Raw genomic sequence first — 21,190 nt, 5'->3', positions numbered from 1 at the left:
ATGAACAACTCAGTCGCGAGCAGGCTCCGTGATCCCGTGATCACCCTCCCCACCGCCAAAGATGTATCGCTGATCATCGTCCGTGATGGCACGAAGGGCACCAGTCTCCACAACACGAAAGACCTGTGCGCCGGTCAACGCCGGATCCGTCTCCGGGTTCGCGATCAGCTCGACATCGACACCATGCGAATCCACGTACAAATTACTCACAACTCTCCCAAGGTCGAGGCCACCAAATGAGCACAATCATAGACGCCGCGCTCCAGCTCCACGCCGCCGGCGCATCCGTCGTGCCAGTCAAAGCAGACGGGTCGAAATCACCCGCCATCGCCTGGAAGCCCTACACCCGCGAGCGCGCCACCGAACAACAGATCACCGACTGGTTCCCCGACGGCAGCCCACTCGGTGTCGGCATGATCACCGGCGCAATCTCCGGGAGCATCGAACTCCTCGAAATCGAGGGCCGCGCCATGTCCGACATGCCCGCACTCCTCGAACTCCTCGACGGGGCTGAACTCACCGGCCTCTACCAGCAGATCCTCCAAGGCTGGTCCGAACAGTCACCCTCCGGCGGCCTGCACCTCTTCTACCGCATCAGCGACGCACCCGTGCCAGGCAACGAGAAGATCGCCCGCGCGGACAACCACGAAACGTTGGCCGAGACCCGCGGCGAAGGCGGCTTCGTCGTCCTCGCACCCTCCGCCGGCACCGTCCACCCCACCGGGCGCCCATACGTGCGCCTCCTCGGCGGCCCCGACACCATCACCAGTATCACCAAGGCGCAGCGCGACGCACTGCACCTCGTGTTCAACCTCGCCCTCGACAAGACCCCCGAGGAAGAACCCTGGGACTCCACCCAGACAGCCAGCATCTGGGATGACCAATTCGGTGGCGCCAACGAAAAGGTCACCGATCAGCCCGGCGACGTGAAACCCGGCGACGACTACGAGCAGCGCACCGACTGGGCAGACATCCTCACCCCCGCGGGCTGGACACTGCTCGGCGCCCGCGGCCGCACACGCTACTGGCGACGCCCCGGCAAAGACGAAGGCATCTCCGCCACCACCGGGCACGCCGACGACCGCGACCGCCTCTACGTCTTCTCCACCTCCACCGAGTTCGAAGCAGAGAAGCCCTACACCAAGTTCGGCGCCTACGCGCTCCTGCAGCACAGCGGCGACCACTCCGCCGCCGCCCGTGCACTCCACGCCGCCGGATACGGCAAACGGGCAGCACGCGAACTCACGCCGCGCGAGGCACCCCAAGCAGATAACAGCGCTCCTGTTACATCCGATGGAATAACATTCCAATCTCAGGCCGGCCAGAATAATATGACCGCCGAAGCAACACCCGCACAGACCGAGCGCCCCGCACTCTCCGTCGTACAAGGCGGCCGCACCACCGCCAGCGCAGCACCCGCACCCGCAACCACCACCGGCGAAGACGACGACCTCACCGACACCGGCAACGCCCGCCTCGCCGCACAGGAATACTCCACCACCCTCAAATACATCCCCGACGCAGGCAAATGGGCCACCTGGGAGAACACCCGCTGGCAATGGCAGCCCGACCAGGCAGCCGCCATCCAAGCCGCCCTCGACATCGCAGACCGGCTCCCAGACGTCGACAAACAAACCCACGCCCACCGGCTCAAATCCCTCAGCGCACGGTCACTCTCCAACGCCGTCGCCATCCTCAAAACCATGCCCGACATGCGCGTCGCAGCCGACCGATTCGACCGGCAGCCCTACCAGCTCAACACCCCCGACGGCGCCATCGACCTGCGCACCGGCGCACACATCGAACCCCTGCCGACCCTGTTCCACTCCAAACAGACCCGCGTCAGCATGGACGACGGGCAGCCCACACCCCTCTGGACGACATTCCTCGAGCAAACCTTCGAAGGCGACCAGCAAATGATCACCTACGTGCAACGCCTCACCGGGCTGTCCGCGATCGGCGAAGTGCTCGAGAACATCCTCCCCTTCCTCCACGGATCAGGCGGCAACGGCAAAACCGTGTTCCTCGAAACCATCACCAGCATCCTCGGCGAATACGCCACCGAAACACCACCCAACTTCCTCCTCGCAGGCCGAGACCGCCACGAAACCGAACTCGCCAACCTGCAAGGCAGGCGCATGGCCGTCGCCTCAGAAATCAACGAAGGCACCCGCTTCGACGAAGCCAAAGTCAAAATGCTCACAGGCGGCGACAAAATCACCGCCCGGTACATGCGGCAGGACTTCTTCACCTTCACCCCGTCACACACGCTCTGGCTCATGGGCAACTCGCAGCCCAAAGTCGAAACCGGCGGCGACTCATTCTGGCGACGCCTGCGCCTCATCCCATTCCTGCACACCGTCACCAAGGAGCAGCGCGTCGAGAACCTGCAGGAACGCCTCATCGAACACGAAGGCGCCGGCATCCTCGCCTGGATCGTCCAAGGAGCCGTCGACTACCTGAACGAAGGACTCGACGAACCCGACGCCGTACGCGCCGCCACCGCCGAGTACAAGCAGGAAGAAGACCACCTCGGCCGGTACGCCGCCGAACGGCTCAAAGTCGGCGGCGGCAGCATCATGGCCGTACCAAAAGCTGAAGTGCGCGCCGACTACATCAACTGGTGCCAATCCTCCGGCGAGCACGAACTCAACGTCACCGCGTTCGGCCGTGCCCTCAAACAGAAACTGCCCGAGCTCGGATCCATGAAGAGTCACGGCCGCAACTACTACACCAACCTCTCCCTCGCCACAGACGAACCCGTCATCGACACCGAGTACTGGAACAAATGAACGGAGCCACACCCATGACAAACAAGCAGAAGACAATACAAGAGCTCAGGATGGAGCGGCCCATCCTCAAGATCGAGCAGATCAAGACACTCCCCTCGCGTGCAATCCTGAGAGACAAGTACGGCTCAACCTGGACAAAAAAACGAACATGGTGGCGCCGCGAAACGACCGCAGGCGAGTGCAAAGATGAGGCGCTCCTTGAGCTGTTCGCACCACTCCAATACATCAGCCAACGGCCACTCGACAACCGGGTGACCAGTTCGACTCAGGCTCCTGAAAACTGGTCACCCGGACAGGCAACTGGTCACCCTGCCACACAGCAAACACACAGAAACGGGGGACCGGTTTTTTCTCTGGGTGACCAGTTGGGGAACAGTTTTTCAGAAACTGGTCACCCGCTACATCCGCACAAACAAGCCGATCCAACGGCACGGGTGACCCTTGGTGACCAGTTTCTGCAACATGTAGGCACCACACGCGCGCATATTAACTTAACTACTACGCGCGCGCAGGAGACTGCTCAACAGGAAAACAGGTCACCAAGGGTCACCCGACCAACACCGGCAACCGAACACGCGAACGAGCCACGAACGTTCGCCCAATCCGAACGCGCGCAGGAGCGGCGCCGCTGGCGGGTCGACAAGGGCATGCACTTCTGGTTCGCGAGCGAGCCCATCGGGCCAGACGGACGCACCATCACGATCTTCCCGACGTTCGCTGACGCGATCGCCTTCGCCGACCGGCAGGCCCGCTCATGACCGCCGACTGGATCCCGAAAGCCGAAGCCGCGCTGCGCGACCGCAAAGTGTTCCCGACGTCGGGGCTGCGCGGCATGATCAAGGTCGCCCGCGAGGCCGGCGACACCGTGGCCGTCGACCTGTACCGTGCCGAGATCTCGCGCCGCCGAGCCGAAGACAAGCAGGCGAAGCGATGACCGCCCAGCACGTCACCTGGTCGCGCTGCCCCCGCTGCCGCATGGTCGTGCTCGCCACCGACACCGAAGAGTCCCTGCCGACCGTGATCACCGGGCAGCGGCTCGTCGACCCGACACCGATCAGCCTGCCGGAGGAGACCGCTTGCGTGCTCACCGGGCGCCCCACCTGGGCGTGGGCGTGGCAGTTCGCTGTCCACCGGCTCGACCTGCGCGACCCGGTGCTCTACTGGGGCGGCCACGACCAGGAGACGCCGGCCACACGCCCCGTCGTACTCCCCGAGCATCTGTGCGGCGGACGGTTCACCACATGCCTGCCAGCAGCCGCCACAGCCCGCAGGACGCCCGCACAGCCGACAGTCGCCCCATCACACCAACCAGACCTGTTCGAGGCCGCAGACGTGGCCAGAGAGGAATCGCTCGACCAATGCCCGTTCTAGACAACACCGTCACCGTACCCGTCAGGCTCAAGCCCGCCATCTACCGCACACTGCGCGCCATCGCCGACGCCAAAGGCTGCCAAGTACACCACCTGCTCGAGCACCTGGCCGCCGGCGCCACACGCAACACACCCCGCGACCCTGCAACCCGCGCCACCGCCGCAACCAGCATCAACGTGCGACGCCTACACGCCGCCGGCCACTGCGACCGCGTCATCGCCGAACGGCTCGGCATCACCGTCCACCTCGTCATCCAACACCGCCGACGCCTCGGCCTGCGCGTCAACCCCGACCCCGACCACCCGGCCATCCAGATCACCCCCGAATACACCGCACGAGTACTCGAGCTCGCACGCGCCGGCATCCCCGACACCGACATCGCCACACAGGTCGGCGGCAGCCGCGAGACCATCCGCAAACTGCGCTGCGAAGCCGGCATCAAACGCCACCCCGGGCGACCATCGAAAGGAACCAAGTGACCGACACGTACACCGAGGTCGACCCCACCGAGACCGTCGGCTACCTCACCCCGCGACAGTACGACCGCCTCGAACGCGCCATCGGCACCAGCAGGTGGCTCGTGCCCTGGCTGTACGCCGCCGGCCACATCGCCACCGAACAGGCTGGGCGCAGCAGCCGCGCCGAAGCACCGCTCCCGATCCCGGCCACCTGGGTGGCGGCGCACACGATCGACGACCTGCTCAACCGGCTGCAGCCCTGGGATGACCTGCGCGACGCCGCAGCAGACCTACAAGGTCAGTGGCTGTGCAGGTGCCTGTGGCAGGAGGTCGAGTCGGCGGCACGCAACTGGCCGACCGAGGAGAAGCCACACCAGGTCGTCTATGTGCGCTGCCGGCAGTGCGGGCGGCTCGCCCTGGAGTGGCAGCCGCCGGCCTTCGCGGGCGACGACATCCGGGTCGTGTGCACAATGTGCGGGCATTTAGAGACACCCGAGATGGTGGCGTGGGACGCGCGACTCGTCATCGACGAACACACAGCCCACGCCGTTGCCTGACTGGCTACGAAGCGACCGAGACGACGAGTCGCATCGTGTCCATCAGAGCGCGCAGCAAGGCCGTCAGGGCCCCGGCCAGATTGACCACGTCACGCACCCCCCACGTCGTACGTCGGACTGTTGCTGGATCTTGCTGGGTGCCGCTGAAGGGGTGTACCGTGTAGACGAATCGGACAGTATCCATAGAAATGGATCCTTTCAGGATGGCGAGGCAGGTCGTCTACCGGCAAGTTGATCGACCTGCCCCGCAGTTTCTCAGGCCAGCAGGTTTGCCGGCCCACAAAAACACTACATGTTGTGGCGCACTGCGCAACCCACCACTAGATGTAGGGTGACACCCGTGTAATTACAATAAGGTATCTCTTCCATATAAACACGGGCCTCGACACCTGTGAACCCGCCCGACACGCCACGAGGTCCGTTGTCGAAAACCTTGCGACTAGCGTCCGGCTACAGCCGTGTTATCGCGCCGCTCAAGGTTGTCGTTCAGCGTAGAGGAGTTCTCGTAGTCGACCTTATGGCCATCATCGTCAGCTACGCAGTCGACGCTCGCGTTGTCGTTCTCTGGGTTGAGCAGGTACACCACTAGAATCGCACCGTGACCGCCTCTGACTGGATCCTCGCCGCCGATGCACCAGCACGCGTCGGCCGTAGCCGAGCCACCATCTACGCATGGCTCACTGAGGGCAACATCCGCACATGGCGGCCTGGCCGCAAGCTTTGGCTGAACCTGCCCGACCTGCTCGACGTGGAGCGGTCGAAGACAGCTGCGCGGCTGACCGCTGCGGAGCGGAAACTACAACCCATGTCACACGCTGGACAGTGACCTAGAAACGCTGGACAATCGCTAGCGAGGATGCCACCGGTGCGCCGGTAGCGTTCTCCACTTCACACCACACAGACCAACTCTGCACAGTGAACGGTGCTGGCCCTCCGTTGAACGGGCGCCCCGCCAGGGTAGGCACTCTGTAAAGAACGCGGCCCCGGCGGGGCTACATGAGTTAGGACGCCTTCGCCACAGGCTCTGTCGGCGTACCTTACTTGTTCTTCTTTTTGGTTGGTTGATATAGCGTGCTCCAGCCGGCTGCGACCACGACCACCCCCACGAAGATCCCTGTGCCTGTGCAGAACCAGGCGAGAACAGCCAACCAGCCCTCTTGTGCACTCAGAGCCCAGGTCAACAGCCCCCACGAGCAAAGACTAATGATGCCGCTGAGAACTAAGGCAAGTGTGAAATTGGCCCAGTTAAACGTTCGACTCAGCCGCTTCGACTCGACTTCGGCAAGTTGCTGTGCTTCCAAGTCCAAGAGTTCCTGTAGGCGATTAGCTGCCGCAGAGTTTGGGGGGATGTCCCTGAATAGCGCACTGTGCTGGCCTAGTTTCTTGGCCAATCTGTTGCCCTTGTCGCGAAAGATGGCCCTGATCCCGACCAGTACAGGCCATGCGACACCAACGGTCTTTGCGATTGTTTCCCAGTCTTGAATCCCCACAACATTTATTCTTCCATGACCCATCGACACCGGTAGCGCGGCAGGCCCGCGGGAGGTGCACCATGCCGCAACAACACCACTTCAGCGACGACGACGCCCGCAAACTGCAGACCTTGCACACCGAGGGCTGGTCGCTCACGAAGATCGCCGAACACCTCGGCTACTCACGCGCCACAATCTCGAAGCACGCGAAACGCCTCGGCCTCGAATGGGCGTCACGCTCACAGACCCGCGCCGCCACACAGGCCAAGCAAGCCGACGCCGCCGCACTGCGCGCAGCCCTGAAGCTGAAGCTCCTGCAGGACGCAGAGCAGCTGCGCGGCCAACTCTTCGACCGCACCACAGTGTTCAGCTTCGGCGGCAAAGACAACATCTACCGGGAGCACACGCTGCCCCGGCCACCCGCCGACGTGCAACGCAACATCATGACCAGCATCGGCATCGCCGTCACCAAATCACTCGACCTCGAGAAGATCGACCAGCGCACCGACCTCAACAAGCCAGCCTTCGACCAGTTCCTCGACACGCTCGGCATCGGCGCCATCGGAGGCACAACGTAACAGCCAGGAGGGCGTATGCAACCCGTCGCCCTGCAAGGCAAAGCTGCACGCGCTGCACGCATCCCTGACTGGGCGCGCATCGTCGCCTATGACGGTGCAGTCCGTTCAGGCAAGACCACCGGCGAACTGCTCATGTGGGCGTCGTACTGTTTGCACGGCCCCGACGGGCTGCTGCTCATCGGCGGCCGCACCGAACGCACCATCGCCAACAACCTCATCCTGCCGTTGCAAGAAATCTTCGGCCCCGAACGCATCGTCTATACCAGGGCCACTGGCCGGGTGAACATCTTCGGCCGCGACTGCCTCGTCGTCGGCTTCAACGACGAGTCCTCACGCGAGAAGATCCAGGGCCTCACGCTCGCCGGTGCACTCCTCGACGAGGGTGCGGTCGTCCCCGAGTCCGCATTCCAGATGCTCATCAGCCGCCTATCGGTGCCGGGCGCGCGCCTGTTCCTCACCTGCAACCCGGAGGGGCCCGAGCACTGGCTGCTGAAGAAATACCTGCAGCGTGCACGCCTGTGGGTCGACAAGCACGGCGTCGAACACGAGAAGCCCGCTGGCGATGACGTCCTCAACCTCTTCCGCGTCACCTTCCTGCTCGACGACAACACGTGGCTCGTCAAGAACAACCCCGAGTACATCGCCGAGCTCAAGAAGCAATACACCGGCCTGTGGTACCGGCGCATGATCGAGAGCGAATGGGTGGCCGCCGAGGGCGCCATCTACCCCATGTGGTCGCCCGCACGCCACGTCATCGCCTGGGAAGATCTGCCGCCACTGCAGCGCGTGCTCGGCGTCGGCATGGACTACGGCACCACCAACGCCACCGTCGCCCTCGCACTCGGGCTCACCACCGAAGAGCAGCCACGTCTCGTGCTCATCGACGAGTGGCGCTACGACAGCCGCGAAACCGATGTGCGCCTCACCGACGTGGAGCTGTCCGAACGTCTGCGCGCCTGGCTGGCCGGGCTGCGGCACCCGGACGGCAGCGTGCTCGAACCCGAGCACATCTTCCTCGACCCGTCCGCAGCATCGTTCTCAGAGCAGCTGTGGAAAGACGGCGTGCGCACCTGGCCGGCCGACAACGACGTCACCGAAGGCCTCGCCGACGTCGCCTCGCTGCTCGCCCTCGACCGGCTCATCGTCACCGACCGGTGCAAAGGCTTCATTAAAGAAGCACCCGCCTACAGCTGGGACCCCAAAGCCACCGAGAAAGGGCTGGACAAGCCGCTCAAGGTCGCCGACCACTCCATGGACGGCGCCAGGTACGTCGTCCGTAGCACCAAGCACCTGTGGCAACGGGCCATCGGCCTGCGCTGACCACACCACGAACCGCCCGCCGGTCGACGACCGGACGAACACACACCGCACACCGCGCCCAAGCGTGTCACCGGCGGGCCACCCACCAAAGGAGGGCACACATGCTGCCACAGCAAGACACCCTCTGGCCACCGAAGCCCTACGACCAGGCCTACCAGCGCTACACCGTCTGGGACGCTTGGTATCGCGGCGACATGGGCAAGCTCGCCGAGCTCTACGCCGGGCAGACCCGTGCCGCTGGACGCACCCGCCAAGGCGGCATCCTGTCGTCGCTGGTGAACTTCTTCGTCGGCCGACCTGTCGCCCCGGGCGAGCACCGCACACGCCTGCACGCGCCCCTCGCCGGGAATCTCGCGCGGCTCTCCGCCGAGCTGCTGCTCGCAACACCGCCGTCGATCAACCTGGTCGACGACAACGACGGCCGGGCAGGAAAGCGGCTCGACGAGATCGTCAACCAGCCGCAGTTCCGTGCAGCGCTCCTCGACGGCGCAGAGATCGGCGCAGCACTCGGCGGCACCGCGTTCACCATCGCATGGGATCGCGACATCGCAGACACCCCCTGGGTGCAGGCCGCCGGCGCGGACCTCGTCATCCCCGAGCACCATGCCGGGCGTCTCGCAGCGCTCACCATGTGGACCGAGTACCCGGTCGACAATTCGGCGACCGTGTTCCGTCACCTCGAGCAGCACGTGCCTGGCTACATCCTGCACGGCCTGTACGAGGGCACAGCCACGAACCTCGGCCGCATGGTGCCGCTCACCGTGCGCCCCGAGACCGAACACCTCGCAGCACTCACCGAGCAGGAGATCGGCGGGCAGCCGGCCATCCCGACAGGCAGCCGCAAGCTCACCGCCGTGTACATCCCGAACGCGTCGGCCAAAGACTGGCGGCGCGACGGCGTACTCAAAGATCTCGGTCGATCCGACTTCGAAGGCCTCGACGGAATGTTCGACGCGCTCGACGAAACCTGGTCGTCGTGGATGCGGGACATTCGCCTCGCCAAGGCACGGCTCATGGTGCCCGAGGGCACCCTCGACCGCACCGGCCAGTTCGACCCCGACCGCGAGGTGTATCAGACGCTGAACCTACCGCCGAACATGATCGGCGACAACGCGATCAACGCCCAGCAGTTCCTGATTCGCACGCAGGAACACGCGGACACGGCGTCGGCGATCAGCGCGCAGATCATCCTCGCCGCCGGCTACAGCCTCTCCGACCTCGACCAGTATGCGAGCTCGGCACAGACGGCCACGGAGGTGACAGACCGGCGCAGTCAGTCCGAGCGCACCCGTGACCGCAAAGGCCTCAACTGGCAGGCCGGACTCAGCGCACTGTCGCAGGCACTCATGGAGGTCGACGCCGCCGTCTACCCCGGCAAGGGCGGGCAGTCGATCGCCCCGCCGTCCGTGGAGTTCACGGCGCAGGCCACCCCAGACCCGACGCAGGTGGCGCAGCAGATCAGCTTTCTGCGCTCCGCCGAAGTGCTCTCACGTGAGACGGCAGTGCGCATGGCCAACCCCGACTGGACAGACGAGCAGGTGGGTGCGGAGATGGATCGGCTCGCCGCGGAAGCGCCCGCAGACCCGGGCACTTTCGGACGCTACGAACCCGACGAGAACGGAGCAGAAGATGACACTGGCAACGAAGTACCGTAAACGACCCATCGAGATCGAGGCCATGCAGCTCACTCGTCAGAACATCAGCGACGTGCTGGCATGGGCCGACAGCGCCGCCGAAGCATGGCTCGGCCCCGGCCGCGATATTCTGCAGGACGTCGATGGGCTCTCAATCTTCACTCTCGAAGGCGAGATGTTTGCAGACTTCGGCGACTACGTCATCAAGGGCGTGAATGGCGAGTTCTACCCGTGCAAGCCGGACATTTTCGCCAAGACATACGACCCGGCCTAGCCCATGCCTCTGTACGTGCCGCCCGTAGGCTCCGACCCTTCCGACCTGATCGAGCAGCTCGGCGCGGACATCGCCGACGTGTACAACCGCCTCGAGCTGCGCCTGCTCAAACAAGTCGCCAAAAAACTCCGCGCAGGCCGCAACACGTGGACGCAGGCCGACCGTGCACGCATCATCGCCGAACTGCGCTACTACACGCAGCGGCTCGTCGCAGGGTTGCCCGACGACCTGCCCGCGCAGGTGATCGCGATCGCAGCCGAGCACGGCACGATTGCCGCTGCGGCCACACTCGGCGCCGCGAAGATTGTCCGCTCGAAGACCGTGCCGACCACCACGGCCATGCAGCATGCGGTCGCCGCCGTGCAAGCCGACCTGACCAACGCATTCGATCAGGTGCGCTCCCGCATCCTCCGCTACCCGGTCGACCAGCTCGGACGGTGGCTCGGCCCCGCCGGCGACGTCTACCAGCGCACCATCGCCCAGACCGTCACCGGGCCGCTCATGAACGCCGAGGTCAAAGAGTCCGCCCGTCGGCTGGCCGTGCGCCGCTTCCTCGACCAGGGCGTCACAGGATTCACCGACATTGCCGGGAAACGCTGGCGCATCGGCACCTACGCGGAGATGGCCACCCGCACCGCCGTCACACGCGCCTACACGGACGCCACCGTCTGGCAGTCACAGCAGGCCGGCATCAACCTGGCGCAGGTCGTCATCGGGCACACCGCCTGCTCTCACTGCGGTGCCTGGGCCGGGAAGATCCTCTCCACCGACGGCACGCCGGCGGGCGACTACCAGATGCCGTCGATGCTCGGCGACGGGGCGGTCACCGTGCATGTCGACGGCACCGTCGACGAGGCGCGCGCCGCAGGCTGGCAACACCCCAACTGCCGCTGTTTCCTCGTGCCGTACATCCCGGGCGGCACGTCGACGGCCACGAACCTCACCCGCTACGACCCCGACGCCGAGGCCGCCCGCGACAAGCAGCGGTACATGGAGCGGCGGGTGCGCTCATTCAAGCGCCGTGCGGCCACCGCTGAGGACGACGCCGACGCGGCCAAGTGGAAGCGCCGCGCCCACGACGAGCAGGCGCGCATCCGCTCGCACGTCGCCGAGCACGATCTCCCGCGCCGCAGCCGCCGCGAGCAGCTGTGGTTCTCGGACGGCCACGCCGCATAGAAACCTCTCGCCCGTCGGGCTTGCTCCGTCTCGACGGGCGAGAGCACCACCCTCACGGAGAAACCGGAGCAAGGAGACACCATGACACTCATTCCACGCACACCACGTCCCGCAGTGGCGGCACGCCCGCTGATCTGGAACCGCCCCCGTCTGCGCTTCATTGAGGGCGCCGCAGACGGCGAGGGCGGCAGCATACCACCTGCAACACCGCCCGCTGGCGCACCTGCACCGATACCGCAGCCGCCCGCCCCGGCGGCCCCGGCCGCCGCGGCGAAGCCCGAACCCAAGGGCGACACGGTCGACCCGTACATCAAGCAGCTGCGCGAGGAGAATGCCGAGCGCCGTATTGCCGCCAAGCAGGCCGCCGATGCCAAGGAGGCAGCCGAGAAGCACGCCGCCGACCTCGAAGCCCAGCTCAAGCAGCTGCAGGTCGACGCCGCAGTGCGCACGATCGCCGCGAAGCCCGACATCAACGGCAACGCATCCGCCCTGCTCGACTCGCGGGCGCTCACCAACAAGCTCAAGTCGGTAGATCCGACTGATACCGCCGCCGTCGAGGCAGCGGTCAAGGAAGTGCTCGAAGCACGACCCGATCTGAAGAACAGCCCCAAGGTGCCCGGCAGCTCAGGTAGCGCCACGCACACCGGCGGGCACACCACCAAGGCCCCGAACCTGCAGCAGTCCATCGCCCAGCAGATCGAGGCGCAGCTCACCCCGAAAGGAAACTGACCCATGCCCGTCTCCCTGGCAGAAGCCAAGAACAACACCCTCACCCCGCTCGACGCGAACGTCATCGACGAGTTCCGCAAGGAATCCGCCGTCCTCGACACCCTCGGGTTCGACGATGTCGTGTCCGCCACGTCCGGCGGTGGCGGCGTCCTGAGCCATTCGTACCGTCGACTGAAGACTCAGCCGACCTCGGCGTTCCGTGCGCTCAACAGCGAGTACACGGCCAGCAACGTCGAGACCGAGATCAAGTCGAGCGCACTGGCCGTGCTCGGTGGCAGCTTCGAAGTCGACCGTGTCATCGCGGGGCTCGGTGCGGCCGCATCCGGCGCCGTGCAGGTCAACCTCCTGCAGAAGATCAAGGCGACCACCACGAAGTTCCAGGACGCCGTCATCAACGGCGACACCGCCACCGAAGCGAACGCATTCGACGGCCTCGACAAGGCCCTCACCGGCTCTTCGACCGAGGTGAACGCCGACGGCACCGGCACCTACGACTGGGCTGACCTGTCCACGCAGGAGAAGGTGTTCAGCATCTACGACCAGCTCGACGACTTCCTGTCGCTGCTCGACGGCACACCCACCGTCATCGTCGGCAACCGTGACGTGCTCGCACGTCTGCGCGCCGCCGCACGCCGCGCCAACCAGTACGTCGAGTCGCCCGTCGATGGCCTGAACGGCCCGTCGGGTCGCCCGATCGTCCGCCAGACCATCGGCAACGGCATCATCCTCGTCGACGCCGGGAACAAGGCGGGCACCAACGACCCGATCATCCCGACCGTCGCAGGCAAGACCAGCCTGTACGCGTACCGTGTCGGCCCCGACGGCTTCTACGGCGTCACCACCATCGGCGGCACCGTTGTGAAGACGTGGCTGCCGGACTTCACCACGTCGAACGCGGTGAAGAAGGGCGAGGTCGAGCTCGGCCCCATCGGCGTCGAGCTGCGCGCCACGAAGGCCGCAGCAGTGCTGCGCAACATCAAGGTGCGTGGTGCCTGATGGCGAAGATCGCAACCCCCGTCGAGGGCTTCACCGGCCATGTCGCCGGGGTCGCATTCGAGAACGGCATCGGCGAGACCGACAGCCTGGCCGCGCTCGCCTACTTCCGCAGGCAGGGCTACACGGTCGTCCAGGACGAGGCCGAAGAGCCTGCACTGCCCGAGGGCGACCCGTCGGACAAGTGGACGGTCGGACAGCTGACCGCCTACGCGGCCGCGCACGGCGTCGACCTCGGCGACGCGAAGAAGAAGGACGAGCTGCTCGCCGCACTCGTCCCGGCCGAATAGCACGACAGGAGCAGGGCAATGAGCTACCAGCCTCACGCAGTCGCGCAGGACTACCTCGACTTCACTGGCGAGGATCTACCCGACGGCTTCACCGAGCCGAAACTCAACGCCCTGCTCCGCCGTGCCTCTCTCACTGTCGACGGCTACCTCCCTCGCGGGGTGGTCGTCGACAGTGACGACCTCGACATCGCCGAGACGCTGCGCGACGCCACCTGCGCGCAGGCCGCATGGTGGGTCGAGACCGCCGACGGCGACCCATCTGGTGCTGCCGGGCTCTACGACTCAGTCAGCATCCTCGACGTGACCCTGTCGAAGCGCGCCAGCAGCAGCGACGGCAGCGACGATGTGCGCATCTCCCCCGAGGCCGTCGGCATCCTGCACGCGGCTGGCCTGCTCAGCATGATCGTGAGTCACCGATGAGGATCGACCGGTACCTGCCGCACAGAAACCTCGTCACCGAGCACCTCTACGAGGGCTCCGGCCCCGACGGCGACAACTACCTGAAGCTCACCGTGCCGCGCGCGCTCATCGTCGACAAGGTCATGATCGTGCGCGACAAAGACGGCGTCGAAGCGACCTCCACCTGTCAGGTGGCCGTACCCCTCAACTACTTGTGCACTGCCGGGTCGGAGATCACAGTGTGGGCGGGCACCCCGCAGGAGCGCCGCACGAAGGTGATCGCCGCCGCACGCGCCGAATACTCGGCGGCCACGCCGAATCACGCCACCCTCTACTGCGAATGAGGTGACATCATGGGCATCAGGTTCGACTTCACTCCCGGCAGCATCAACACCGCCGGCATCGAGCAGGCCATCGCCACCGGCCTCAACCGTGCCGCCGCCGACGTCGCAGCAAAAGCCATCCCCCTCACCCCTCTGCTCGACGGCGACCTGCGTGGGTCGCAGCAGGTCACGCAGGCCAGCGCCGGTGATCTTGAGGCCACTGTCAGCTACGACACCGTCTACGCGGTGCGCCGCCACGAAGAGACCGGCGTGCACTTCACCGAGCCCGGCACCGGCGCCAAATACCTCGAGAAGCCGTTCAACGCGTCCAAAGCCCAGTCGCTGCAGATCATCGCGCAGGCTGTGAAGGAGCAGCTCGGATGACCGACCACGTCAGCACATACACGCGGCAGGTGCTCGTCGGCCTCGCGCAGCTCCTCGCAGACAACGACATCGGCGCCTACAAGCCGGCCGGGTACGCGACCTCTGACGTCGGCATCGTGTTCGGTGCCTGGCCGAAGACACCTGCCACAGCAATCAAGCTCAACGCCTACGACGAGGTCATCCGGGCGGGCATGGTCACCGACCTGTATGTGCAGGTCGCCACACGCGTCGCCAAGTCCTACCTCGCCAGCCTCGACGTCACCGACCATCTGCGCGACCTGCTGCACCGCCGGTCACACTTCAGCCTCGGCGATGTCACCATCGGCCTCTGCGTGCGCACCTCGCTCATGGATCTCGGCCGCGACACCACCAACGACCTGTACGAGCACACCTCGAACTTTCGGCTCACCGGCCTGCGCTGGCTGCAGCCGATCCACACCCCGCAAGGGGATTGATCAATCCCACACCCACCCGCCTGAAAGGAAACCATCATGGCAGGAACGACAGGAACCAACTACGCGTCGATCGCGCCGGGCACCGGAGACGTCGCCAACAGCTACGAGCTCATCCTCGACATCTACACCGGCGAGATCGCCGACCTCGCACCCGGCGGCACCGTCGACCCGGCGAAGTGGCTCAACTACCCCGAGATCAGCGCCCTGAACCCGAAGTTCACCGACACGATCAAGGAGATCACGAACTACTCCTACAAGGGCAACCCTGGCAAGAACAAGAACGGCACCGTCGTCGAGACGTCGTTCACTGTCACCAAGCGCCGCGTCGCAGGCGGCGTCGAATGGGTGCCGGAATACCTGGCGCTCAAGTCGCGTGCCGACGCCGACGGCGAGGCCAACAAGATCGGCATCCGCTGGTACGACGCGCTCGGCGCGGACGAGGCATACCAGGGCGTCTTCCTCGTCGGCCACCCGGAACGCCAGGGCACCGGCGACGACGACACCGCCACCGACCAGTTCACCCTGCAGTCCGACGGCAAGGTGACACCCATCACCAACCCGAACAAGCCCGTCGCCCCGTAACCGGTCGACTCAGCAACCACCCTCGTGGCCCCGGCAGCATCCATGCGCCGGGGCCACACCCATTGAACGGAGCACACGCATGACCAACATCCACTTCGAAGAGCAGAGCCGTAACCTCACCGTCACCATCGGCGATCGCGGCGCAGACGACGCACTCGTCTACAACATCACCCCCGTCAACATCAAGGCAGGCAAGCACCTACTCGACGTCACCATCGGCATGGGCCTCGGGATCGCCACCGACGCCGAGGTGCTCGACGCATACCGAACCGCACTCGGCGAGGAGAACTTCACCCGCGCCCTCGGCCCCATCGTCGACGGCGACATCACCGGCGACGGCGAACTGCGCCCGGCGGAGTACGAGCTGCTCGTCAACGGCGCTCTCTTCTGGCAGGCGCACGGTGGCGGCATCGACCTCGCACAGCAGCTGCAGGCGGGTGAACCGCTCCCAAAAGTAGCAGAGGCCTACCTGGCGAAGGTGGGGATGACACCGGAGAAGCTCGCGACCTTGAGAGCTTCGATCGCGAGCAATACCGAGTCGTCCGAGCAGACGGAACCGTCTGGTACCGCATCCCCCAGTGGGTCAAAGACGAACTGACCCGCAGGCAGCACGAAACAGAGCGCGCAGCCCGCGACGCACAGGCGGCCGAACAGGGGCTCCGGCTGCAGATCGCCGACATCGAACGGCAGGCGCTCATCCACTGGGATGACGCGATTGCCGCCGACCTGCATCAGCACTTCGGCATCGACGTCGATGACCCCGCCACCGAGCAGCGCTCCTGGCACTGGTGCTACCGCCGCCTGATGGCACTGCTCGACATCCCCCGCACACGCATCAACCGCATTCTGGAGGCAGAGCATGGCAGCAGCTGAGGTCGGGCGTCTCCGCGCGGTCTTCGAGTCAGTCGGCGCAGACAAGGTTGTCGCCGACATCAAGAAGACCGAGCAGGGCATGGCCAAGGTCGGGCAAGCCAGCAAGGACTCGTCGTCGAAGCTCGACGCCCAGGGCAAGGCTGCGCAGAAGGCCGGCAGCGATCTGGCGTCGGCGGCGACGAAGGGCGCGGCCGCGCAGAAGCAGGTCGGGACCGCGTCCGACGACGCGAAGGGCAAGCTCGACGCCCAGGGCAAGGCGGGGAAGGCTGCCGGTGAGCAGGTCGCCGCCGGTGCTACCCGCGCAGTGTCGGGCACGAAGCAGGTGGCCTCCGCGGGCGAAGAATCGCGTGGCATCCTCTCTCGCATCGGCGACGCCGCCCGAGAGTGGCCGTCGAAGATCGGTGCGGCCGCGTCGAACGTGAAGGCGAAACTGTCGCAGATTCAGGACGCCGTGCAGGAGCACGAGCAGTCCATCAGCGCGGTCGGCTCCACATTCACCCGTGTAGGGCTGCTGGCCACCGCCGGCCTCGGAGTGATCGTCAAGGCGAACATGGACTTCGAGAAGTCCATGTCACAGGTCAAGGCGGACACGCACGAGACCGCAGACAACATGAACCTGCTGCGCGACGCAGCTGTCGACGCCGGCGCGAAAACCTCATTCTCTGCCACGTCGTCTGCGCAGGCCATTGACGAGCTCGCAAAAGCTGGCGTGTCCACGCAGGACATCCTCTCTGGTGGCCTGTCAGGTGCCCTTGATCTTGCCGCCGCAGGCTCTCTCGACGTCGGGCAAGCGGCCGAGATCGCAGCTACCGCGCTCAGCACTTTCGGTCTGTCCGGCGACCAGATGGGGCACGTCGCCGACCTGCTCGCTGCTGGTGCGGGGAAAGCACAGGGTTCCGTCAACGACCTGTCGCAGGCTCTGAATCAGAGCGCGCTCGTCGCCAAGAACACGGGCCTGAACATCGACGAAACGACCGGCGCCCTGGCGATGTTCGCGTCCAAGGGTCTGATCGGATCTGATGCCGGCACCAGCTTCAAGAGCATGCTGCAGGCGCTGAACCCGAACAGCAAAGAGGCCGCCAAGCTGATGAAAGACCTGAACATTCAGGCCTACGATCAGCAGGGTAAATTCGTCGGGCTGTCGCAGTACGCGCAGAAGCTCAAGGATGGCCTGTCCGGCCTGTCCGAGGAGCAGCGCAACGCGGCCCTCAAGACGATCTTCGGCTCCGATGCGGTGCGCGCGGCGACCATCCTTTACGAGGGCGGTGCCGACGGCGTCAATCAGTGGACTGACGCTGTCAACGACGCCGGTTACGCCGCTGACACTGCCTCCACCATGCAGGACAACCTCGCCGGTGACCTCGAGAAACTCGGCGGCTCATTCGAGTCGGTCTTCCTGAAATCTGGCTCGGGAGCAAATGAAGTTCTCCGTGACATGGTGCAGAAGATCGGCGACGTCGTCGACTGGGTCGGCACCCTCGACACTGACACACTGAACAACGCGGTCACCATCGCAGGATGGGTCGCCGGAATTGGGCTCGGCGTCGGTGCGCTCACCAAACTCGTGACCGGAGTCTCGAACACAATCGAGACCATCAAAGACCTCTCGGGTGCGTTCAAAGGACTCAAAGGCGCAGGCGATTCCATTGACGGCATCGGCGGCAAAGTCGACGGCCTGTCAGGCAAACTCTCAGCCGCGAAAGTCGGTGTCGCGGGTCTCGAAATTGCCATGGTTCTCGCCATGGCAGGCTCGACAGAACTTGGTGAGAGTGGCGAGCAGGCAGTCGCTCGGATCACAAAAGCTGTCATGGACGCCAAGGGTGGCACCGAGCTGCTCGGGTCCAGCTGGCAGACAGTCGCCCGCGACCTCGGCAACGGCAAACTGTCCGAGCCGCTCGACCAGCTCGGCCAGGCGCTCGGGAAGGTCGCCGAGGCCGACCTGCCGAAAGCACAGGATGCGTTCGCACGCATGGCTGCGACTTACGGCCTGAACAATGATCAGCTGGCACAGGCACTCGATCAGATGCCCGCCTACAAGGCCGAGCTCGAGCGACAGATCACCGCCGCCGGCGGTGTCGTCACCCAGCAGTCACTCATGGCACAGGCGCTCGGCGACACTGGCCTGGCTGCCGATGGCACGACACGGCAGGTCAATGGCGTCACCTATGCGCTGCAGAAGATCCCCGGCCAGCAGACCACCACCATGGTGGCCGTCGATCAGGCATCAGGGAAGATCGACGTCGTCGACGGGAAACTGCGCTACATCGATCATGACGGTGTCGCCCGCGAGGTCGAGATCACCGCGAACACGATCGGCGCGACACAGGAGATCGACGGCGTCACCTACGAGCTGATGCAGATTCCCGGCACCACCGAGACCACTCTGGTCGCTCAGGGTGACGACGCGCTCAAGACGATCGACGGCATCCAGTACGCGGTGCAGGAAATCGACGGCAAGAACGTGCTCGTCAAGGTGAACGCCGACGGTGCGAAACGCGACCTCAACGACGTGTCGAACTTGAAAGATCAGATCGGACAAGACCAAAGCTTCGACCTGACGGCCAAGGATCAGGCGACGACAACAATCAATGGCGTCGAGTACTTGCTCGCCACCCTGCCTGACGGGTCGTCGACCTTGATCGCACAAGATCAGGCCACTGCTGTCATCAACGGTGTCACCTACTCGGTGGCCGCACTGCCCGACGGTAAGACCACCCTGATCGCGAAAGACCAGGCGAGCGTCGTCATCGACGGTGTCACGTACAAAGTTGAGACGATGCCTGACGGGCACTCCACGCTGACCGCTGACGATCAGGCGTCAGCGCCGGCCGGTGACGCGCTCGACGCGGTGAACGCGATCCCCCAGTCGTGGAACACAGACATCAACGCTGACAACAACGTGGGGGCACCGACCGCGTCGGCGGCGTCCATGATCACGGGTGTCCCTGACCGGAACAGCCAGTTGAACGCGTCGAACAACACGGCCGCACCCACGGCTGGTGCGACGGGGAATGTGAACGGCATCCCGGACCGCAACGCGCAGTTGAACGCCAGCAACAACACTGGCGGAGCCACAGCTGGTGCGACTGGGAACATCAACCGTGTGCCTGGGTGGCATGACACGGCGATCAACGCACAGGACAATGCGTCAAGCGTCGCATCGACCGTGCTCGGCTGGATCAACAGAATCCCACTGACTCGCACAATCACGATCGCAGCGCAGAAGGTCGGCGACTTCGTCGGCGGGCTCTTCAACGCAGACGGCAACGTCTACGCTCCCGCGCAGCCCACGAGGCACTACGCGTGGGGCGGGATCGAGACGCACACCGCCCACATTGCTGCCGGTGGCGGCATGCGGCGCGTGTTCAACGAGGAAGAGACCGGCGGCGAAGCCTACATCCCGCTGGCTGCGTCCAAGCGGGTGCGGTCGGCGGCACTGCTCGGCCAGACGGCGGCGATCTTCGGCTACGACCTCGTGCCGCGAGGCAGCCGCCGTGTCGCATTCGCAGACGGCGGCACGGTCGGAGCACATCCCAAGCCCGTGGACACCTCCGCTCAGGGTGCGCCCCAGGTGGTCAGCGTGACCCAGCGGATCACGACACAGCAGGACGATCCCCGCGTGCAGGCCCGTCAGTGGGCGCGCGAGGCCGAGAAAGCGTTCGCAGGAGGTGGCATCCGATGACAGAGATCGCGCAGGTGACGCTCGGTGGCATCGTCTTCGACGGGCAATATCCCGTGCATGGCTGGATGCTCGACGACCTGACAGATTGGTTCTCCCTGCCGGATTCGAAGGCCGAGTCTGTGGCACGCCCGCAGGCGCACGGGTCGTTCGACCCTGGCACGGACTGGCGGGCGGGGTCGGTGCACACGCTCACCGCCGGCTACGCCGGTGCCTCCACGGCGGAGGTCGAGCGCGCCCTGCGCACACTCAACGGGCTCGCCGGGACGAACACCCTCGTCCGGTGCGAGGTGGCGCTGCCGTCGGGCGTCACGCACAGGATGGTGTCTATCCGCCGGATCGACGCCCCGCCCGTCTACAACCTCCCGTTCGTCACCGGCATCAAGATCGACCTGCTGGCACCTGACCCGTGCGCGTACGGCACGGAGGTGTCGGCGGTGACGGGGCTGCCGACGGCGGGCACGGGCGTGCAGTTCCCGTTCGCGTTCCCTGCCGATTTCGGTACCCCGGGCGACCCGGGCCGGGTGGTCTTCGTGAACGAGGGCACCGCCCCGACGCCGCTGCGGTTCCGGGTGTCGGGTGGCATGTCAGATGGGTTCTCCCTGAAGTGCATCGAATCCTCTGACGTGCTGACTCTGTCGCGGCCGCTGCCGGTGGGGTCTTCGGTGACCCTGGACTCGTCTGACGGCACGGCGATGCTCGACGGTGTGTCGCCCGTCTCGGGGTTCCTGACCGATGACGACTGGTGGCAGGTCGGCCCGGGCGAGACCTGCACGATCCAATTCGAGGCGCTGGGCGATGTGACGGGCAGCCCGCAGCTGCAGGTCACCGGCGCCCCAGCGTGGTTCTAA

26 protein-coding genes are annotated in these 21,190 nt (G+C 65.4%); 24 read left to right on the top strand and 2 right to left on the bottom strand.

Translation table 11 applies throughout. The features are described 5' to 3' along the window. From F8O06_RS12140 to F8O06_RS02800, 7 genes are read left to right on the top strand one after another with little or no spacing between them, the layout of a single operon-like run. The gene (locus tag F8O06_RS12140; protein ID WP_192496829.1) at positions 1 to 240 is read left to right on the top strand and encodes a hypothetical protein; all 240 of its coding nucleotides are present in this window, start codon (positions 1 to 3) and stop codon (positions 238 to 240) included. Further along, positions 237 to 2,792, top strand: coding sequence for a phage/plasmid primase, P4 family (locus F8O06_RS02825; protein ID WP_225733373.1), 2,556 nt, complete (start codon positions 237 to 239; stop codon positions 2,790 to 2,792). Before F8O06_RS12140 ends, F8O06_RS02825 begins: the two co-directional genes overlap by 4 nt. 14 nt (positions 2,793 to 2,806) lie before the next feature. Next, positions 2,807 to 3,550 (top strand): hypothetical protein, encoded by a 744-nt coding sequence (locus F8O06_RS02820; RefSeq protein ID WP_158037341.1) that lies wholly within the window; start codon positions 2,807 to 2,809, stop codon positions 3,548 to 3,550. Further along, positions 3,547 to 3,726, top strand: a complete 180-nt coding sequence (locus F8O06_RS02815) for a hypothetical protein (RefSeq protein WP_158037340.1) — start codon at positions 3,547 to 3,549, stop codon at positions 3,724 to 3,726. Before F8O06_RS02820 ends, F8O06_RS02815 begins: the two co-directional genes overlap by 4 nt. Continuing rightward, positions 3,723 to 4,163 (top strand): hypothetical protein, encoded by a 441-nt coding sequence (locus F8O06_RS02810; RefSeq protein WP_158037339.1) that lies wholly within the window; start codon positions 3,723 to 3,725, stop codon positions 4,161 to 4,163. The genes F8O06_RS02815 and F8O06_RS02810 overlap by 4 nt, the downstream gene beginning before the upstream one ends. Next, positions 4,151 to 4,642 carry a hypothetical protein gene (locus tag F8O06_RS02805; protein ID WP_158037338.1) on the top strand — a complete coding sequence of 164 codons (492 nt, stop codon included), beginning with the start codon at positions 4,151 to 4,153 and terminating at the stop codon, positions 4,640 to 4,642. Before F8O06_RS02810 ends, F8O06_RS02805 begins: the two co-directional genes overlap by 13 nt. After that, positions 4,639 to 5,178, top strand: a complete 540-nt coding sequence (locus tag F8O06_RS02800; protein ID WP_158037337.1) for a hypothetical protein — start codon at positions 4,639 to 4,641, stop codon at positions 5,176 to 5,178. Before F8O06_RS02805 ends, F8O06_RS02800 begins: the two co-directional genes overlap by 4 nt. A 4-nt stretch (positions 5,179 to 5,182) precedes the next feature. Here F8O06_RS02800 and F8O06_RS02795 read toward each other — a convergent pair whose 3' ends face one another. Continuing rightward, positions 5,183 to 5,362: a hypothetical protein gene (locus F8O06_RS02795; protein WP_158037336.1), complete on the bottom strand. Its 180-nt coding sequence runs from the start codon at positions 5,360 to 5,362 to the stop codon at positions 5,183 to 5,185. A gap of 414 nt (positions 5,363 to 5,776) precedes the next feature. On the opposite strand from F8O06_RS02795, the gene F8O06_RS02790 reads away from it, so the two are divergent. After that, entirely contained in the window at positions 5,777 to 6,004 is a 228-nt protein-coding gene (locus F8O06_RS02790) for a hypothetical protein (protein WP_158037335.1), read from the top strand. A 211-nt stretch (positions 6,005 to 6,215) separates the two neighbouring features. Here the strand turns inward: F8O06_RS02790 and F8O06_RS12135 are convergent, their stop codons facing one another. Then, positions 6,216 to 6,668 (bottom strand): hypothetical protein, encoded by a 453-nt coding sequence (locus F8O06_RS12135; protein ID WP_192496811.1) that lies wholly within the window; start codon positions 6,666 to 6,668, stop codon positions 6,216 to 6,218. Positions 6,669 to 6,730: 62 nt separating this feature from the next. Between F8O06_RS12135 and F8O06_RS02785 the strand changes: the two genes are divergently transcribed. The 16 genes from F8O06_RS02785 (at position 6,731) to F8O06_RS02710 (ending at position 21,190) form a co-directional block, all read left to right on the top strand. After that, the gene (locus tag F8O06_RS02785; RefSeq protein ID WP_192496810.1) at positions 6,731 to 7,228 is read left to right on the top strand and encodes a helix-turn-helix domain-containing protein; all 498 of its coding nucleotides are present in this window, start codon (positions 6,731 to 6,733) and stop codon (positions 7,226 to 7,228) included. A 15-nt stretch (positions 7,229 to 7,243) separates the two neighbouring features. Further along, positions 7,244 to 8,548 carry a PBSX family phage terminase large subunit gene (locus F8O06_RS02780; protein WP_158037333.1) on the top strand — a complete coding sequence of 435 codons (1,305 nt, stop codon included), beginning with the start codon at positions 7,244 to 7,246 and terminating at the stop codon, positions 8,546 to 8,548. 101 nt (positions 8,549 to 8,649) lie between these two features. Continuing rightward, a complete protein-coding gene (locus F8O06_RS02775) occupies positions 8,650 to 10,203 on the top strand; it encodes a phage portal protein (RefSeq protein WP_158037332.1) in 1,554 nt (517 codons plus the stop codon). Further along, a complete protein-coding gene (locus tag F8O06_RS02770) occupies positions 10,178 to 10,456 on the top strand; it encodes a hypothetical protein (RefSeq protein ID WP_158037331.1) in 279 nt (92 codons plus the stop codon). Before F8O06_RS02775 ends, F8O06_RS02770 begins: the two co-directional genes overlap by 26 nt. A gap of 3 nt (positions 10,457 to 10,459) precedes the next feature. Next, positions 10,460 to 11,632: a phage minor capsid protein gene (locus F8O06_RS02765; RefSeq protein ID WP_158037330.1), complete on the top strand. Its 1,173-nt coding sequence runs from the start codon at positions 10,460 to 10,462 to the stop codon at positions 11,630 to 11,632. Positions 11,633 to 11,713: 81 nt separating this feature from the next. After that, positions 11,714 to 12,361 carry a hypothetical protein gene (locus F8O06_RS02760; protein ID WP_158037329.1) on the top strand — a complete coding sequence of 216 codons (648 nt, stop codon included), beginning with the start codon at positions 11,714 to 11,716 and terminating at the stop codon, positions 12,359 to 12,361. Positions 12,362 to 12,364: 3 nt separating this feature from the next. Further along, a complete protein-coding gene (locus F8O06_RS02755; RefSeq protein ID WP_158037328.1) occupies positions 12,365 to 13,357 on the top strand; it encodes a major capsid protein in 993 nt (330 codons plus the stop codon). After that, positions 13,357 to 13,644, top strand: a complete 288-nt coding sequence (locus tag F8O06_RS02750; protein WP_158037327.1) for an Ish1 domain-containing protein — start codon at positions 13,357 to 13,359, stop codon at positions 13,642 to 13,644. Before F8O06_RS02755 ends, F8O06_RS02750 begins: the two co-directional genes overlap by 1 nt. Positions 13,645 to 13,662: 18 nt before the next feature. Continuing rightward, entirely contained in the window at positions 13,663 to 14,064 is a 402-nt protein-coding gene (locus tag F8O06_RS02745; RefSeq protein ID WP_158037326.1) for a hypothetical protein, read from the top strand. Continuing rightward, positions 14,061 to 14,387, top strand: coding sequence for a hypothetical protein (locus tag F8O06_RS02740; protein ID WP_158037325.1), 327 nt, complete (start codon positions 14,061 to 14,063; stop codon positions 14,385 to 14,387). The genes F8O06_RS02745 and F8O06_RS02740 overlap by 4 nt, the downstream gene beginning before the upstream one ends. Before the next feature lie 9 nt (positions 14,388 to 14,396). Beyond that, positions 14,397 to 14,750: an HK97 gp10 family phage protein gene (locus F8O06_RS02735; RefSeq protein WP_158037324.1), complete on the top strand. Its 354-nt coding sequence runs from the start codon at positions 14,397 to 14,399 to the stop codon at positions 14,748 to 14,750. Further along, entirely contained in the window at positions 14,747 to 15,205 is a 459-nt protein-coding gene (locus F8O06_RS02730; protein WP_158037323.1) for a minor capsid protein, read from the top strand. The genes F8O06_RS02735 and F8O06_RS02730 overlap by 4 nt, the downstream gene beginning before the upstream one ends. Before the next feature lie 36 nt (positions 15,206 to 15,241). Beyond that, positions 15,242 to 15,787: a phage tail tube protein gene (locus tag F8O06_RS02725; RefSeq protein ID WP_158037322.1), complete on the top strand. Its 546-nt coding sequence runs from the start codon at positions 15,242 to 15,244 to the stop codon at positions 15,785 to 15,787. Positions 15,788 to 15,866: 79 nt separating this feature from the next. Next, a complete protein-coding gene (locus F8O06_RS02720) occupies positions 15,867 to 16,385 on the top strand; it encodes a hypothetical protein (protein ID WP_158037321.1) in 519 nt (172 codons plus the stop codon). Between the two features lie 261 nt (positions 16,386 to 16,646). Then, complete coding sequence (locus tag F8O06_RS02715; RefSeq protein WP_158037320.1) at positions 16,647 to 20,342, top strand: phage tail tape measure protein; 3,696 nt, start codon at positions 16,647 to 16,649, stop codon at positions 20,340 to 20,342. Beyond that, positions 20,339 to 21,190 carry a hypothetical protein gene (locus F8O06_RS02710; RefSeq protein WP_158037319.1) on the top strand — a complete coding sequence of 284 codons (852 nt, stop codon included), beginning with the start codon at positions 20,339 to 20,341 and terminating at the stop codon, positions 21,188 to 21,190. Before F8O06_RS02715 ends, F8O06_RS02710 begins: the two co-directional genes overlap by 4 nt.

The organism is Pseudoclavibacter sp. CFCC 14310, assembly GCF_008831165.1.
Classification (GTDB): Bacteria; Actinomycetota; Actinomycetes; order Actinomycetales; family Microbacteriaceae; genus Pseudoclavibacter_A.
This window is presented reverse-complemented; position numbering and strand designations above follow the sequence as displayed.